Source organism: Actinoallomurus liliacearum, assembly GCF_039542035.1.
Lineage (GTDB): Bacteria > Actinomycetota > Actinomycetes > Streptosporangiales > Streptosporangiaceae > Actinoallomurus > Actinoallomurus liliacearum.
The window spans coordinates 359,866-375,392 of the sequence record NZ_BAABHJ010000002.1 but is presented as its reverse complement, the minus strand read 5'-3'; the positions used below and the strand labels follow the sequence as shown (position 1 = coordinate 375,392).

Annotated in this window: 13 protein-coding genes; 5 read left to right on the top strand and 8 right to left on the bottom strand. The window is 73.4% G+C overall.

The window, feature by feature from the left end:
• Positions 1-39: 39 nt before the first annotated feature.
• Complete coding sequence (locus tag ABD978_RS04340; protein ID WP_345348619.1) at positions 40-1,599, bottom strand: APC family permease; 1,560 nt, start codon at positions 1,597-1,599, stop codon at positions 40-42.
• A gap of 207 nt (positions 1,600-1,806) precedes the next feature.
• The gene (locus ABD978_RS04335; RefSeq protein WP_345348616.1) at positions 1,807-3,786 is read right to left on the bottom strand and encodes a putative Ig domain-containing protein; all 1,980 of its coding nucleotides are present in this window, start codon (positions 3,784-3,786) and stop codon (positions 1,807-1,809) included.
• 211 nt (positions 3,787-3,997) lie between these two features.
• On the opposite strand from ABD978_RS04335, the gene ABD978_RS04330 reads away from it, so the two are divergent.
• From ABD978_RS04330 to ABD978_RS04310, 5 genes are all read left to right on the top strand, one after another.
• Positions 3,998-4,879 carry a Gfo/Idh/MocA family protein gene (locus tag ABD978_RS04330; RefSeq protein WP_345348613.1) on the top strand — a complete coding sequence of 294 codons (882 nt, stop codon included), beginning with the start codon at positions 3,998-4,000 and terminating at the stop codon, positions 4,877-4,879.
• A 91-nt stretch (positions 4,880-4,970) separates the two neighbouring features.
• Positions 4,971-5,288, top strand: a complete 318-nt coding sequence (locus ABD978_RS04325; RefSeq protein WP_345348610.1) for a PadR family transcriptional regulator — start codon at positions 4,971-4,973, stop codon at positions 5,286-5,288.
• Between the two features lie 2 nt (positions 5,289-5,290).
• Positions 5,291-6,316: a permease prefix domain 1-containing protein gene (locus ABD978_RS04320; RefSeq protein WP_345348607.1), complete on the top strand. Its 1,026-nt coding sequence runs from the start codon at positions 5,291-5,293 to the stop codon at positions 6,314-6,316.
• 170 nt (positions 6,317-6,486) lie between these two features.
• A complete protein-coding gene (locus ABD978_RS04315; protein WP_345348604.1) occupies positions 6,487-7,257 on the top strand; it encodes an ABC transporter ATP-binding protein in 771 nt (256 codons plus the stop codon).
• On the top strand, positions 7,257-9,782 hold the full coding sequence (locus ABD978_RS04310; RefSeq protein WP_345348601.1) for an FtsX-like permease family protein: 2,526 nt from the start codon (positions 7,257-7,259) through the stop codon (positions 9,780-9,782). Before ABD978_RS04315 ends, ABD978_RS04310 begins: the two co-directional genes overlap by 1 nt.
• Positions 9,783-9,813: 31 nt before the next feature.
• Here the strand turns inward: ABD978_RS04310 and ABD978_RS04305 are convergent, their stop codons facing one another.
• The 6 genes from ABD978_RS04305 to ABD978_RS04280 form a co-directional block, all read right to left on the bottom strand.
• Entirely contained in the window at positions 9,814-10,674 is an 861-nt protein-coding gene (locus ABD978_RS04305) for an aldo/keto reductase (RefSeq protein ID WP_345348598.1), read from the bottom strand.
• A 129-nt stretch (positions 10,675-10,803) separates the two neighbouring features.
• Entirely contained in the window at positions 10,804-12,591 is a 1,788-nt protein-coding gene (locus ABD978_RS04300) for a discoidin domain-containing protein (protein WP_345348595.1), read from the bottom strand.
• Positions 12,592-12,729: 138 nt separating this feature from the next.
• Complete coding sequence (locus ABD978_RS04295; protein ID WP_345348591.1) at positions 12,730-13,344, bottom strand: glycosyltransferase family 2 protein; 615 nt, start codon at positions 13,342-13,344, stop codon at positions 12,730-12,732.
• Positions 13,341-13,931 carry a class I SAM-dependent DNA methyltransferase gene (locus ABD978_RS04290; protein ID WP_345348588.1) on the bottom strand — a complete coding sequence of 197 codons (591 nt, stop codon included), beginning with the start codon at positions 13,929-13,931 and terminating at the stop codon, positions 13,341-13,343. The genes ABD978_RS04295 and ABD978_RS04290 overlap by 4 nt, the downstream gene beginning before the upstream one ends.
• A complete protein-coding gene (locus ABD978_RS04285) occupies positions 13,928-14,620 on the bottom strand; it encodes a PIG-L deacetylase family protein (RefSeq protein WP_345348585.1) in 693 nt (230 codons plus the stop codon). The genes ABD978_RS04290 and ABD978_RS04285 overlap by 4 nt, the downstream gene beginning before the upstream one ends.
• The gene (locus ABD978_RS04280; protein WP_345348582.1) at positions 14,617-15,489 is read right to left on the bottom strand and encodes an acyl-CoA dehydrogenase family protein; all 873 of its coding nucleotides are present in this window, start codon (positions 15,487-15,489) and stop codon (positions 14,617-14,619) included. Before ABD978_RS04280 ends, ABD978_RS04285 begins: the two co-directional genes overlap by 4 nt.
• Positions 15,490-15,527 lie beyond the last annotated feature (38 nt).

Below are 15,527 nucleotides of genomic sequence, written 5' to 3'. Positions count from 1 at the left end.
GTCGGCCCTCGGGACCGGACAAGGGCCCGTCGTCCGGGCTCACCGGTCGGCCGGGGCGTCCCCGGCGGGGGAGGGGCCGGGCTCCGCCGCGGACCGGCGCGCCCGGCGCGTGGGCGTTCCGAGCACGTAGAACAGCACGCCGAGGCCGACGCACAGGGCGAGCGGCACCAGCTGACTCACCACATAGCCGAGCCGGTCGTGGGCGAAGCCCTCGGGCAGAGAACCGGCGGGGTCGCCCGACGTGCCGAACCAGCCGACCCCGAGCCCCGGCCACACGAGCTGCACGAGGGTGAAGACGACGAAGACCGTCGGCAGCGCCGCCACCAGGCCCGCGGCGGGTGCGCGGTACGGCCGTTCGACGTCGGGCAGCCGGCGGCGCAGGACGTACAGGCTCGGGAAGGCGAGCAGGTAGGAGATGAAGGTGGTGGAGATGGCCAGGCCGAGCACCGCGGAGAAGTACTTCTGCGCGTCGCCCTTGCTCAGCAGGAACGCCGCCGCCATGACGACCGTCGACACGACGGACGACAGGATGTTCACCCGGACCGGGGTGCCGAAGCGGGCGGAGAACCTCCCGAGGAACGCCGGTCCGGCGCCGTCCGCGCATGCCACCGCCTGAGCCCGGTCGCCGCCCATCGACCAGGTGATGCCGCTGGTAAGCACCCCGATGATGAGCCCGAGTGCGGCGATCTCGCCCATGACCGAGCCCGCGCCGGTCAGTGTCACCGAGCCGTCGGCCGCGACGTGCCCGCCGTAGACCGTGAACACGGCCTTGCACGCGTCGACGAACCCGCCCAGGCTGCCGATGGCAGCGTGGGGAAGCACCAGGAGGGTGCCGAGGATCGGCGCGCCGTACAGGACCACCGCGAGCACACCGGAGCGGGCGATGGCGGCGGGCACGTCCCGGTGCGGGTCGGTCATCTCCTCGGCCGCGGTGCTGGGCAGTTCGAAGCCGACGTAGTTGAAGACGAGGACCGGCACCAGCCCGACGAACCCGATGTAGGTGGGCTTGAGATCGGCTCCGCGCAGGTGGACGCCGTGCTCGGCGCCGTAGACGACCACCGAGACGAGGAAGGCGCCGATCAGGACGATGCGGGCGACGGCCCCGATCGTGGGCAGCCACTTGCCGACGCGGAATGCGAGCAGCACCGCCAGCGCGCCGATCCAGACGAAGACCGCGCCGCCGGCGTACTTCCAGCCGCCCGGCAGGGCGAAGAAGAACTTCTCCCAGGTGGTGACGGCGACGATGGTGAGCGTGCCGCCGAGCCAGACCGGGTTGGACAGCCAGTAGAGCACCTGGTTGACGCCGGCGGCGAACCGGCCGAAGGCCAGCTTCGTCCAGACGTACGGCCCGCCCTCGAACGGGAACGAGGACCCGAGCTCGGCGGCGAGCAGCCCGTACGGCAGGAAGAAGAACACCGCCAGGAACAGCAGCCAGACCAGGCCCTGCGGGCCCTTGGCGGCGACCGTGCCGAGGGTGTCGAGGCCGACCAGCGCGCAGATGAGGAACGCCGCGATGTCGAGCCGGAAGAACGCCTTCCGCAGGTGGGTCTTCTCGTGTTCCCAGCGGCCGGTGAAGTCGCCCCGGTCGTCGGCGGCCATGGGCACTGCCTCTCTGCCGGGCCGGCGGCCGGAGGGCCGATCCACCGGTCGGTCTCCCGCCTGTCTACTCCAGGCGGCCGGATTTGGGAAGGGCGGCGTGCCGGTGGTGGCGTGCCCGGTGGTGGCGTGCCGGTGGCGCCGGGCCGGAGCGGCCACGAAGGAGGAGGGCCCCGCGCGGGAGACGCGCGGGGCCCCGATGGATCACGGTCAGGATGCGTTGATGGCGACGTCGTCGAGCACGAAGCTCGTCTGCAGGGACGAGTCCTCGGTGCCGCTGAACGACAGTGTCACGGTCTGGCCGGCGTAGGAGGACACGTCGAAGGTCTTCTGCGTGTATCCGGACGCGGCGTTGACGTTGCTGTAGGTGGCCAGGGTCGTGCTGCCGACCTTGACCGTCAGCTTGTCGTAGGCGGTGCTGCCGGACTCGCTCGTGTCGATGTGCAGGTAGAAGCTGAGCGAGGCCTTGCAGCCGGACGGGATCGTCACCGACTGGGTGGCGCTGTCGGTGTGGGTGGTGCCGTAGCCGTCGAGCCAGGCGAAGTAGCTGCCCGAGTGCGAGGTCTCACCGCTGCCGTTGGCCGAGACGACGCCGGAGGTCGTCGTCCAGGGTGAGGTGCCGCTCTCGAAGCCGCCGTTGCTCACCTTGTTGCCCGGCGAGGAGCACCCGCCGCCGACCGGGTTCACCGTCCAGGTGAAGGACGCCGACCCGGAGGCGCCGGTGGAGTCCTTGGCGCTGACGGTGACGTTCGAGGTGCCCGCCGTGGTCGGCGTCCCGGAGATCAGGCCGGTCGAGGAGTTGATCGACAGCCCGGCGGGCAGGCCGGTCGCGCTGTAGGTCAACGTCTGGCCCGAGGCGGAGTCGGTCGCCTGGATCTGCAGGGTGACCGCCGTGCCGACCGTGCTGGTCTGGTTGCCCGGGTTGGTCACCGTGACGGTGTTGCCGCCGGTGGATCCGCCCTGGAAGGCCGTCGCCCCGTTGGGAGTGCCCAGCCCGGTCGGCCCGTCGTACCCGGAACCGGCGGTGCACAGGTAGGACGGGCTGCACGAACCGTTGCTGCCCGAGGTGACGTCGTTGAGCGCGCCGGTGTGAGCGTACGGGTAGGACGCCGGGTAGGTGCCGGACGCCGGAGACCCGCCCAGCGCGTAGACGCCGGCGATGATCGGCGAGGAGGCGCTGGTGCCGCCGACGACGAGCCACCCGCCGACCTGGTAGCTGTCGTAGACGGCGAGGCCGGTGTTCGGGTCGGCCACGGCCGAGACGTCGGCCACCGTGCGCTTGGCGCAGCCGGAGTCCTTCTGCCAGGACGGCTTCGAGTCATAGGAGGAGCAGCCCGAGCCCGCGCCGGACCAGGCCGACTCGCTCCAGCCACGCGAGTTCGACGCCCGGGACAGCGAGGTTCCGCCCACCGCGGTGACGTACTGCGAGGCCGCCGGGTACTCGACGCCGTAGCCGCTGTCGCCCGACGACACGGTGATCGCGACGCCCGGGTGGTTGAAGTAGGAGGAGTCGCTGCTCGGGTCGGTGCTGTCCTCGGAGCCGCCGTAGCTGTTCGACACGAACTTGGCGCCGAGGCTGACCGCGGTGTTCACCGCGGTGCCCAGGTCGGCCATGCTCGGCTGGGTCGCCTCGACGAGCAGGATGTGGCAGCTCGGGCAGACCGCCGACACCATGTCCAGGTCCAGCGACTCTTCCTCGGCCCAGCCGGAGTCGGCGGACGGGAGGCTGCTGCCACCGGTCTCGTTGACCTTCTTGAAACAGCCGTTCGCGGTGGTGCAGGCGGCCAGCCCGTACTGGGAGCGGTACGTCGCCAGGTCGGATTCGGCGTTCGGGTCGTCATAGGCGTCGACGATCGCGACCGTCTGCCCGGATCCGGCCGACGAGGACGGCAGGGCGTACGCGCTCTGCAGGTCGGAGGGGCCGTATCCGGACGGTGCCAGGTTCGGGTGGACGCCCTGGCGGGCGGCCACGTCGGTGCGTACGAGGGACAGACACGCCATCTGGCCACGACGGGTGGGGGCCGCGCACGCGCGCTTCACCGGGGCGACGTGATGCGGTCCGGCGGCGGCCGGGGCGGCGCTCGCCGGCGCGGTCGCGGCGGTGAGCAGGGCGATGGGCAGGGCGAGTGCGGCGATGAGGGTCAGGAGCGTGCGCCGCAGGCGACGGGCTCGGGTGGATGGGGGTGACATCCTTGCTCCCTTTCTGGCGGGAGGCCGGATGCGGCGGGGTCTACCGCCTTCCGGCCGGTGGCACCACGTTTGGTGGTGCTGCGCGGAACATAGGAATTCGTCACCTGCGGGTCAATATGACTTTACGTCCTCTTGACTATTGGTGTCCGGTTCCGGACTTCGACACCATGTCGGTCGACGGGGTTGGTAAGCGTACGAGGAGGGCGAGAGAGTGCGGATCGGACTACTGGGGACTGGCCCGTGGGCGGAACTCGCGTACGCCCCGGCGCTGCGCGGCCACTCCGAGGTCGACTTCGTCGGAGTCTGGGGCCGGCGCCCCGAGGCGGCCGGCGTGCTCGCCGAGCGCTTCGGCACCCATCCGTACGAGGACGTGGACGCCCTCATCGGGGACGCCGAGGCGATCGCGATCGCGCTTCCGCCGGCCGTCCAGGCGCCGCTGGCCGTACGCGCCGCCCGGGCCGGCCGTCACCTGCTGCTGGACAAGCCACTGGCGATCGAGGTGTCCGACGCGCGCGCCGTCGTCGCCGCGGTCCGGGAGGCGGGTGTCGCGTCGGCGGTGTTCTTCACCTCCCGCTTCGCCGACGAGGTACGGCAGTGGATCGCCGAGCAGGCCCGGCGCGGCGGCTGGTTCACCGCGCACGCGGCGTGGATCGGCGCGCTCGACGGCGGGCCGTTCGCGGACTCGCCGTGGCGGCGCGAGAAGGGCGCCCTGTGGGACGTCGGTCCGCACGCCCTGTCCGTGCTGGTTCCCGTGCTCGGCGACGTGCGTGCGGTGGCCGCGGCGACGACCGGCCCCGGCGACACCGTGCATCTCGTCCTGCGGCACGACGGCGGCGCGTCGAGCACCGCCACCCTCAGCCTGACCGCGCCGCCCACGGCCGCGGGTTCGACCGTCGAACTCCGCGGCGACCACGGCGTCACCGTGATGCCGTCGAGCGAGAGAACGCCGGTGGCCGCGCTCGACCGGATGATCGACACGCTGCTGGACTCGGCGCGCACCGGGTGCTCCCACGACTGCGACGCGGCGTTCGGCCTGCGCGTCGTCGAGATCCTGACCGAGGCCGCCCGGCGACTCCCGGCGGACGCCTCCTGATACCGCTCCGACGAACGAGCGGGACGCCTCCTAGCGCGGCCGGCCTCCGCGCGCTTGATACCTAGACATTCTAAGCCTAGGATCTCTAGGTATGGATGCCGTACGTGGACACCTGGACGGTCTGGTGCTCGCGGTGCTCGCCACGGGCCCCGCGCACGGATACCGGTTGATCGACCTTCTTCGAGAGCGCAGCGGCGGCTTCTTCGAGCTGCCCGAGGGGTCGGTCTATCCGGCGCTGCATCGCCTGGAGCGGGCGGGCCTGATCGAGAGCGGCTGGTCGGCGGAGGAAGGCCGGCGGCGCCGGGTCTACGCGCTCACCGCGCGGGGCCGGCACGCCGTGGACGAACGGCGCCGGGAGTGGCGGTCGTTCTCGGCGGCGGTCGACGCGGTCTTCGGAGCGGGGGCCTGACCATGCCGAACTCGACACGCGACTACCTCGAAACCCTGCTGACCAGGCTGTGCGTCGGCGCGGGACGCCGGCGCCGGATCGTCGCCGAGGTCTCGGACCATCTGGCCGAGTCGATCGAAGAGGAGAGGCGTGGCGGAGCCTCTCCTGAGGAGGCGGCCGAGCGCGCGCTGGCCCGGTTCGGCGACCCGCGAGCGCTCGCCGCCGAGTTCAACGCCGACTTCGTCCGGCACTCGCTGACCCGGGCGGCGTGGGCGCTGGTCGGCTGCGGCGCCGTGACGTTCGCGGCGGCGGGCCTGGCCCTGAACACCGCGCCGCCGGCGCGGCCGTGGCCGTCGCCCCTCGTCTTCTACGCCGTCCCAGAGCTGCTGGTGCAGGTCGCCGTCGTCTGCGGACTCAACGGCCTGTTCCTGTCCGTGGTGGCGCCGTGGCTGCGCGGCACCGCGCTCGCCGGGAGACCGGCGGCACTGGCCGGGCGCAGCCTCGCCGCGGCCGCCGTCGCGTTGCTCCCGGTCGGGGTGGTGGCCGCCGGGAACCTGCGGCCGTCCGTGCCGTTCGCCGAACGCCTGCCACTCGCCGTGGCCGCGATCAGCATCCCGATCGCGGTGTACGCGGGGCTCCGGGCCGCCGGGCGGACGTCCTGGCTGGGACCGGCCCGGCACGGTGAGGACACCCTCGACGTGATCGCCGCGGCCTGCCGTGCGCTGGCCGACCGCGTGCCCGTCGCGGGTCGGATACTGCGGTTCGCCGAGGCGCTGTGGCGGGGAGCCCGCCGCCGGGCGCCGCGGCTGACGCGCTGGCTCGACCTGCGTCACCATCCCTGGCGCGCGGCGGCGACCACCTCGGTGGCCGCGGGACTCATGATCAAGGCGCCGGACCTCCTCATCGGCGATCCCGACTTCATCGCGGTCGGCATCGAGGCGGTCGCGGTCTTCGGCTGCTTCGCCGTGCTCGGCGGGCTCCTCGGCCTGCGCGGCGACCCCGCGCGCGACACGCCGGAACCCGAGCGCGCGCCGGTGCTCACCGGCTGAGCCCTTCCGGCGGCCCCGGCCGGCCGGCGCGCCGGCTGAGCCCGGCGGCCTCGGCCCGGTCGGTGACGGCTGCTCGCCGGCCGAATCCTCAGGACAACCTCGCCCGGTCGGCGGGCCGGTCGCACATCGGCCGGTCCGCGGGCCGAGCCATGCCGAAACACAGGAGAACCATGCCCGTCCCCACGTCCTCATCGACCGTCACGACCACCGCGGCCATCAGCGCCGTCGGGCTGTCCCGCCGCTACGGTGAGGGGCCGACCGGCGTCGACGCGCTCCGGGAGGTGGACCTGACGGTCCCGGCGGGGTCCTTCACCGCGGTCATGGGCCCGTCGGGCTCCGGGAAGTCGACGCTGCTGCACTGCCTGTCCGGGCTGGACACCGCGACCGGCGGGCAGGTCTTCCTCGGCGACATGGAGATCACCCGCATGGGCGAGCGCGAGCTGACCCGGCTCCGCCGCGAGCGGGTCGGGTTCGTGTTCCAGGCCTTCAACCTGCTTCCCTCGCTGACGGCACGGGAGAACATCCAGTTGCCGCTCCAGCTCGCCGGGCGGAGCGCCGACCCGAGTCTGCTGGAGACCATCGTGGGCCTGCTCGGGCTGGCCGAACGCCTCGATCACCGTCCGGCCGAGCTGTCCGGTGGGCAGGTCCAGCGGGTCGCCGTCGCCCGCGCGCTGATCACCGAGCCGCGGGTCGTGTTCGCCGACGAGCCGACCGGCAATCTGGACCGGCGGTCGGGAACGGAGCTGCTGCGCCTGTTGCGCCGATGCGTGACCGAGCTCGGCCAGACCGTCGTGATGGTCACGCATGACCCGGCGGCCGCCGCGCACGCCGATCGGGTGCTGTTCCTCGCCGACGGCCGCGTCGCCGGGGACCTGGCCGGGCCGACGCTGCCGGCGATCCTCGACCGGCTGGACGCTCTGGAAGACGGAGCGGAGCGGTGATGGGCGTCCGCACCGTGCTGCGCCGGGGCATCGCCGCGCGCCGGGTCCGTACCGGCACGACGGCGACGGCGATCGCCGCCGCGGTGGCGTTCCTGTCCGGGACGTACGTGCTCACCGACACCATCGACGTGGGGGTGCACCGCGCGGCCGCCCAGTCCGCCGGGAACGTGTCCGCGATGGTCACCGACGCCGGCGGGCTCGAAGGGTCGATTCTCGCGGGCGCGCCGACCATCCGTCCCGACCTGGTCTCGAAGGTGCGGGGCGTGTCCGGGGTGAGCGCCGCGGAAGGCATCGCCGCCGGGTACGCCATGCCGCTCGATCGCCATGGCCACGCCGTCTCGTCTTCCGCCGCCGTGGGCGTCTCCGTGCCGGCCGACCCGAGGCTGCGTCAGTTCACCCTGCGCGACGGGCACTGGCCGCGCGGCGCGGACGAGGTCGCAATCGACGCCACCACCGCGGGCAGCCTCCACCTGGCCCCGGGCCGTACGCTGCGGGTCGCGCTGGCAGGCGGGGCGCGGACCTTCACCGTCAGCGGCGTCGTCGGATTCGGCTCCGCCGGAACCGTCGCCGGTCTCAGCGTCGTCGGGTTCGCGCCGGGGAGCGCGCCCGGGCTGCTCGGGACCGGCGGGCGGTACGCCGCCGTCGGGGCCGCGGGCCAGGCGGGAGTGCCGGCCGCCGCCCTCGCGCACCGCATCAAGGCGGCGGTGGGCGCCGCCTACACCGTACGGACCGGTGCTCAGCAGGCCGACCGGCTGGCCGGCGACATCTCCGGAGCGGCCTCGGTGGTCGGCGCCATCCTGGGCGCCTTCGCCGTGATCGCGCTCATCGTCGCGACTCTGCTGATCGCCAACACGTTCACGATCACCGTCGCCCAGCGCACGCGGGAGCTCGCCCTGCTGCGCTGCGTCGGGGCGAGCCGAGGCCAGACGGCGCGGCTCGTGCTCGCGGAGGCCGCCGCGATCGGGCTGGCCGGTGGCGTCGTCGGCCTGTTCGGGGGAATCGGGCTGGCCGCCGGCCTGCGCGCCGCCCTCGGCGCTCTGGGCCTGCCGCTGCCCGCCACGGCACCGGTCCTGCGGACGCACACCGTCGTGGCCTCGCTGGTCGTCGGCGTCGGCGTGACCGTGGTCGCGGCGGGCGCCGCCGCGCTGCGGGCGTCCCGCTCGCGGCCCCTGGCCGCGCTGTCCGCCGACCTGACGACCACCGGCACCCGTCCGCCCGGATGGACGCGCCGGATCGTCGCGACGTGCGTCCTCCTCGCTGGGGCCCTCCTGCTCGTCACGACCTCGGGGAGGGGGTCCATCGCGATCGGCGCACTGGTGCTCCTCCTGGGCGCGGGTCTGGCCGGGCCCATGCTGGTACGCCCGCTAACCGCGCCGGCACGCCGCCTGCTGTCGGCCGTCACAGGCGTCTGCGGACACCTGGCCGACCGGCAGATGCTGCGCAACCCGCGCCGGGTCGCCGGCACCGGCGGAACCCTCGTCGTCGCGGTCGCCACCGTCTCCCTCGTCGCCGCACTCGCGGCGACCATCACCTCCAGCCGCGCGCTCGACGCACGGCGCTCGCTGCGCGCCGACTACGTCCTCAGCACCACACCAGGGACGGGCGCCGGACTGGATCCGGCGCTGACCGGTCGGATCGCGCGATCACCCGGTGTCGCCGCGGCCGCCGGGATCCCGTGCGGGATCTTCCAGGCGCCCGGCACGTCCGACAAACTGTGCGGCATCGACCCGGGGGCCTATCCACGGCTCGTCGACCCGCACGTGCGCGCCGGCAGCATGGCCGACCTGCGACCGGGGACCATGGCCGTCAGCGCCACCGTGGCCGCACGCACCGGCTGGCACCTCGGCCAGACGATCCCCATCACCTACCCGACGGGCGGCACCCGGCCGGTGCGCGTCGTCGCCCTGTACGACTACGAGCAGGTCGCCGGCGCCTACCTCATCCCCCTCACCGACTACACGCGTCACTACCCGCCCGCGCAGCAGGCCGACCAGACGATCCTCGTCCGGGCCGCCGAGGGTGCCCGGCGACAGGTGCGCGCGGAACTCGTCGCGCTGCGCGGCGACTACCCGCAGGCGAGCCTCGACGACAGGGTCGGCTACGGCCACCGGGTCGGCGCCGGGATCGACCTGATCGCCACGATGATGACCGGTCTGCTGGCGCTGAGCCTCCTCATCGGCCTGATCGCCGTGGCCACCGCCCTGGCGCTCGGTGTTCTGGAGCGCACTCGCGAGATCGGGCTACTGCGCGCCGTCGGGGCCGAGGCCCGTCAGATCCGCGCGATCGTCCGGGTCGAGGCGCTCACGACCGTGGTCACCGGGTCGCTCACCGGCGTCGTGCTCGGCCTTTCGATCGGCTGGCCGCTCGGCCGGGCCCTGGAGGGGCGCGCCTTCGGTCCGCCGGGCGTTCCCGTCCCGCTCCTGGCCGTCGTTCTGCCCGCCGCGGTGGTCGCGGGGCTCCTCGCCGCCGTCCCCGCACGCCGCGCCGCCCGCCTGCACGTCCTCACCGCCCTGCACACCGAATGAAGCCCCCGACGGGACCGGCCGGGCCGCCGGGTCAGACGAACAGCGGCTCGGCCCGGGCTCGCTCGACCAGCGCGTCCATCGCGGCGTCGTCGGGCGCACCGTCGAAGCGTGCGGCGGCGTCGAGGACGCGGGGGAGCAGGTCCACGTCGCCGACGCTGTTGACGAAGACGCCGGGTCGGCTGAGCGCCCACCAGACGGCGAGGTCGATGTCGTCCTGCCGCTCGAGCGGTTCGTACCAGGTGGACCGGGTGTGCGGGCGGCCCATCCACGGGCGCAGCGCGATCGACTTGATCGTCTGCATCGCCACCCGCCGCTCCTGGCACGTCCGGTACAGGGCCTCGAAGTTGTCGGCGTAGTAGGGATTGCGCATGGTGACGTGGTTGTAGGGCAGCAGCACCGAGTCGAAGTCGAACCTCTCCAGGCTGCGCCGGTGGGTGGCCGCGATCTGCGTGCCGTGGCCGGTCACGCCGATCCACCGCACGAGTCCTTCCTCCCGGGCCGCGAGGGCCGCCTCGATCGCCCCGCCAGGGCTGAGTGCGACGTCCCACTCGATCGGGTCGGCCAGGGCGTGCAGTTGCCACAGGTCGACGTGGTCCACGCCGAGGCGGTCCAACGACCGGTGCAGCTCCTCCCGCGCGCCGGCCGCGGTGCGCTCGCCGGTCTTGGTCGCCAGGAAGAACCGGTCCGGCTGCCGTCGCAGGAGCGGGCGGAGGCGCACCTCGGCCTCGCCGTAGGACGCGGCCACGTCGATGTGGTTCACGCCGTACTCGAGGAGGACGTCGAGGGTCCGGTCCGCGACGCTCTGGGACACCGCGGCCAGTGCCGCGGCTCCGAAGATCACACGCGTGCTGGAGTGGCCGGTACGCCCGAACTCCGCCGTCTCGATCGGCATCTGCCGCCCTCCCAGGCCAGGCGGGCGTCCTGCGCCGACGCCTCATCGGGGGAACGGCCCGCGCGGTGCCGTCTACGCTACCGCGCGGGCCACATCCGTCCCACCGGTCCCGGGCTCAGATCATCGCGCCTAGGACCCGTAGACCTGGAGCTCCCAGAGCGAGTAGCCCCACTGGGTCGCCCGCTTCGTGCCGTACACGCGGACGTAGCGGCCCGATCCGGTGACGTCGACGGTCTGGGTTCCTCCGGTTCCGGTGGTGGTGGAGTAGACGGTCGTCCAGGTGTTCGCGTCGCCCGAGACCTGGATCTGGAACGCGGTGGCGTAGGCGGTCTCCCAGTTCAGGGTCGCCCGGCAGATGGATCGCGTGCCGCCGAGGTCGACCTGGAGCCACTGGGGATCGCTGAAGGCCGACGACCACCGGGTGCCCAGGTTCCCGTCGACCGCGTTGGGCGCCGGGAAGGCCACGGACTCGGCCGATGACGCGGTCGCGGTCCTGCCCTGGGCCAGGTTCGTCGTGGAGCATCCGCCGCCGGAGCCGCCGGACGGCGTGGTCCACTGCTGCTGCGCGGAACCGGTGCAGGTCTCGATGTCGAGCCGGGCGCCCGTGTTGCCGCCGGGGTCGGTCAGGCACAGGCCGGAGTTGGGATTGACCAGTTCGCCGTTCTGGGGCTTCCAGACCTGGGCGTTCGTGCCGTTGCAGGGATACCAGTCGACGTTGGTGCCGCTCGTCGTCCCGGCGCTGACCACGTCGAGGCAGCCGCCCTGCACCCGCAGCGTGTCGTCGCTGTAGGTCGACCAGACCTGGCCGGCACCGCCGTTGCACGCGCTGACGCCGATCGGGTTGCCCTCGGTGTTCAGCGCGTTCTGGTTCGTCAGGCACAGGCCGTTGATCCCCTTGACCGCGCCCGTCGCGGTGGCGGTGGCGGTGGGGGTCGAGTTGCCGCCCTGCTCGTACACGGCCACGTAGGCGACGCTCATCGAGGCGCCGGACGTCGTGGCGGAGGTCGGCGTGGTGCAACCGCAGATCCCGTCGGGGTAGTTGCCGCCCATCGCCAGGTCCCAGATGATGAAGAACCCGTGGTCGATGGCCTGCTGCCAGGCGGTGGTGCCCACCGAGGCCTCGGTGATGGTGCTCTCCACCGTGCCGTCCATCAGGAACTGCAGGGTCTCGGCGGCGGTGTTGGTGCGGTCGATGACCACCGAATAGGTGTGGTAGCCGGTCTGGCAGGTCGAGCTGGTGTCCGGGCAGGGGATCAGCGCGTGCCCGGGGCTGTTGGCCGAGTCGTGCAGCGTCTGGGACGCCTCGTTGAGGCCGTTGACGTCCTCCATCATGTCGATCTCACCGGAGGTGGGCCAGCCGCCGCCGGCCCGCATCGGCGAGCCCAGCGCCCAGAACGCGGGCCAGTACCCCAGGCCGGCGGCCGGGTTGGGCTGCTGGATCGACGCCGTCATCTCCAGCTTGCCGCCCGGCGGGGCCTGGAAGTCCGCACGCGTGCTCTCCAGCCGTGCGGAGGTCCAGGTGCTGCCGTTCTTGATGGCCTTGAGCACCAGATGGCCGTTCCCGTCCAGGTAGGAGTTGGCGGTGGAGCTGGTGGTCTGCTCGATCTCGCCGGTGCCGTAGCCGGTGCCGATGTCGTAGAACCAGTTCGCCGAGGAGGGCGGTGACCCGGCGGCCCCGGCGAAGTCGTCGCTGAACACGGTCGTCCAGCCGGACGGGGGCGGCGGCACCGTACCGGCGTGCGCCGCTGGGACGCCGACGACGGCGGTGGTGATCACTCCGCTCAGGCAGGCGCCGAGCAGCGCCAGGATGACCAGGACCGACCGGTGCCCGAGCGACCGCGAGGAACGCCGGGCGCGCCGTTTCCACGGCCGTGTGGTCCGAGCCCGGACCGGGGACGAGGATGATGCGGGGGACATGGGATCTCCTGAGAGCGAGGCGGGGGAGCTCCTCAGGGAGCGCTGTACGAGCCGTACACTCACCTCGTTCCGACCTTATGTCAAGGCTAAGTTTAAGTAGCAGTCACCTCCGGGACGCGCCGCAGAGGAGACGCCGTTTCAGAGCGTCGTCAGCAGGTGCCCGAAGCCGTACGGCGCGCGGTAGTGCCGGCGCGCCGAGGTGACGACGGGGAGCCGTCGCGTGCGCAGCACCCGCCGCCCGGCCCGCTCCAGCGCCGTGACGAGCGCCCGGTCCTCTCCCGTCGCGAGCGGCGGGAAGCCGCCGGCCGTGCGGTACGCCGCCGCGCTGAAGCCGAGATTGGCGCCGTGGACGGGGGAGTCGGCCGCGTAGTGGCGAGCGTAGGCGGCGGGACGATGCCGAGGATGGCCGGTCCAGTCGGCGACCGTGACGGTGCCGACGACGGCCTCCCACCCGTCCGCGGCGTACCGCAGCTGCGTCGCGAGCCAGTTCGGCGGGACCAGCGTGTCGGCGTCGGTGGTGGCCACCCACGACACGCCTCGCCGCAGCAGCTCCCGCACCCCGGCCGCCCGCGCGATCCCGACGTTGTGCGCCTCGACCTCGACCACCATGGCACCGTGCCCGCGCGCCACCGCGGCCGTACGGTCGGTGCACGCGTCGGCGACGACGACCACCGTCGAGTCGCCGAGCGCCCGCAGGCAGGCGGAGAGCAGCCGTTCCTCGTCGTGGGCGGGGACGACGACGCCCGCGATCACGTGAGTCCCTCGGCGGCGGCCACCGAGACGGGATCGCCGTCGACGTACACCTCGGCGAGGAAGTCGGCCTCCCGGTGCTCGGCGAGGAGGGACAGCCCGGTCGCCCGCAGGGCGGCGTGCGCCTCGTCACCGGTCAGCGGATGGTCGGACACGGGGTGACGCCAGTGCACGGCCAGCAGGGTGCCGCCGGGCTTCAGCGACCCGGCGCCCAGGTCCACGACCCGCCGCAGGTCGTCCCGGTCCAGGTAGTAGAGCAGCTCGGAGAACACGATCAGGTCGAACTCGCCGGCCGGCCACTCCTCGGGGAGCATCCGCTGCTCCACCCTCGTCCCGGGCGATCGCAGCCGGGCCTGCCGTACGGCTTCGGGGGAGACGTCGCAGGACAGCAGCCGGTCGCACCGGGGCGCCAGCAGCGTGGTGAGGACGCCGATCGAACAGCCGGGTTCGAACGCGTCGGCGTAGCGCGGGCGGGGGAGCATCGCCAGGGTGAGCGCGTACTTGCGTTCCTCGTACCAGCGGGTGGTGAAACCCCACGGGTCGCTGGACGCGGCGTAGACCTTTTCGAAGTAGTCCGGTCCGAGGGTCACCGGAAGAACACCTCCCGGCATCGCGTGAAGTGCGCGACGATGCCCGGCGGCAGGATCGGGTCCGGACCTTCGAGCTGACTGGTGAAGCATTCGATCGCCGCCCGCTTGCGCTCGGCGATCTCGGCCGGCAACGGCACCTGGACCGCGCGGCCCCAGGGGAGCCGCGGGTCGGCGGGCCGCGCCCAGTGCCAGGTCCAGATGGGGAACCGGAGCACCTGGACGCCGCACGCGAGGGCGGCGCGTCCCGTGGCCTCGTGGTCGGAGTGGACGTCCTTCTCCCACGGGGCGAGGCAGACGTCGAAGCCGTCGAGGAGGCCGGGCAGCAGCCGGGCGAGTTCCGTGTCCCGTACGCCGGTGTCGGGCATCCCCAGGCGCACGACCTCGCAGTCGCCGAGGTGCTTGAGCGCGTCCGCGGTCTCGGCGACCCGCCGGGGCGCGACGTCCTCGCCCGGGTGGGACGCCTCGCCGTCCGTGACGGCGACCAGCCGGAGCCGTACGCCGGCGTCGGCGAGCAGCGCCGTCAGGCCGCCCGCGCCCAGCACCTCGTCATCGGGGTGCGCGGCGAGGACGACCACGTTCCGCCACCGCGACACGTCGAGGACGGGCAGCGCGTCCAGGCCGTCCCAGGCCCGCCAGGTCTCCTCGGCCGTGCCCGGCGCGTCGATCGGGTTCGGCTCGCCGGCGCTCACCACTCCTCCCCGGTGACCAGTTCGCCGAGGGCGGCCAGATCGCGTTCGGCGTGATGCTGGCGGATGTAGACGGTCAGGTCGGCGACCCGCCGGGCGTGCGCCTCGTCATGGCACAGCGGTCCCGCCCCGAGCGCCCGGCCCGTACGGTCGAGCACGTCGGCCGCCACTTCGGCGACCAGGGAACGCACCCGCAGGGCGCGCGCCGCCGCCTGGCCCTTGCGGTCGAGCGGGTCCGCGTCGATGTCGGCGGCCGCGCGTTCCAGCGCGTCACGCGCGGCGGTCAGCGCGAGGTCCACCGCCCCGAGGTGGGCCAGCGCGTGCGGCCCCCTCGCGCCGAGCAGAGCGCGGGCGACGGCGCGGGCCCCGCCGTACCAGACGGCCGCCACGCCGATCCCGCCGTGGTGGAAGCCCGGCCGGTGGATGTAGCCTCCGGCCGGCCCGACCTCCTCGGCCGGCACGTCGTCGAAGCGGACGCTGAGGCTGTCGCTGGCCGCCATCCCGGTCGCCGGCCAACTGCCCTCGATCGGCTCGCCCGGAGACACGGCGAACAGCCGGTCACCCACGGTGACCAGCGCCCGGGTGCAGACGCGCGCCCCCGAGCAGTACGGCTTCACCCCGCGCACGCGGCCGTCCCGAACCTCCAGGCCGGCCGGCTTGGCCGCCCAGACACCCCAGCGTTCGCCGGGTCCGGGCTCCGGGCCGTTTAGCTCGGCCAGGATCGCCAGCGCGTCGAAGTGGCCCTCGCTCAGCCGGGCCAGCGAGAGATCCTCCTCCGCGAGGCGGGCCAGCGCGGCCCACCTCGCGCGCGTCGCACCGCCGCCGGGCAGGGGAAGCCGCGACGCGGTCACCTCAGTGAAACGCCGTTCCACATACCGACCCCATGAAGACATGCGGCGCTTCTACCCGG

Excerpts from the sequence above, each read along its gene's own strand:
- ABD978_RS04300 (WP_345348595.1), bottom strand. The coding sequence starts at position 12,591 with ATGTCCCCCGCATCATCCTCGTCCCCGGTCCGGGCTCGGACCACACGG.
- ABD978_RS04320 (WP_345348607.1), top strand. The coding sequence starts at position 5,291 with ATGCCGAACTCGACACGCGACTACCTCGAAACCCTGCTGACCAGGCTG.
- ABD978_RS04335 (WP_345348616.1), bottom strand. The coding sequence starts at position 3,786 with ATGTCACCCCCATCCACCCGAGCCCGTCGCCTGCGGCGCACGCTCCTG.
- ABD978_RS04315 (WP_345348604.1), top strand. The coding sequence starts at position 6,487 with ATGCCCGTCCCCACGTCCTCATCGACCGTCACGACCACCGCGGCCATC.
- ABD978_RS04305 (WP_345348598.1), bottom strand. The coding sequence starts at position 10,674 with ATGCCGATCGAGACGGCGGAGTTCGGGCGTACCGGCCACTCCAGCACG.
- ABD978_RS04340 (WP_345348619.1), bottom strand. The coding sequence starts at position 1,599 with ATGGCCGCCGACGACCGGGGCGACTTCACCGGCCGCTGGGAACACGAG.
- ABD978_RS04325 (WP_345348610.1), top strand. The coding sequence starts at position 4,971 with ATGGATGCCGTACGTGGACACCTGGACGGTCTGGTGCTCGCGGTGCTC.
- ABD978_RS04310 (WP_345348601.1), top strand. The coding sequence starts at position 7,257 with ATGGGCGTCCGCACCGTGCTGCGCCGGGGCATCGCCGCGCGCCGGGTC.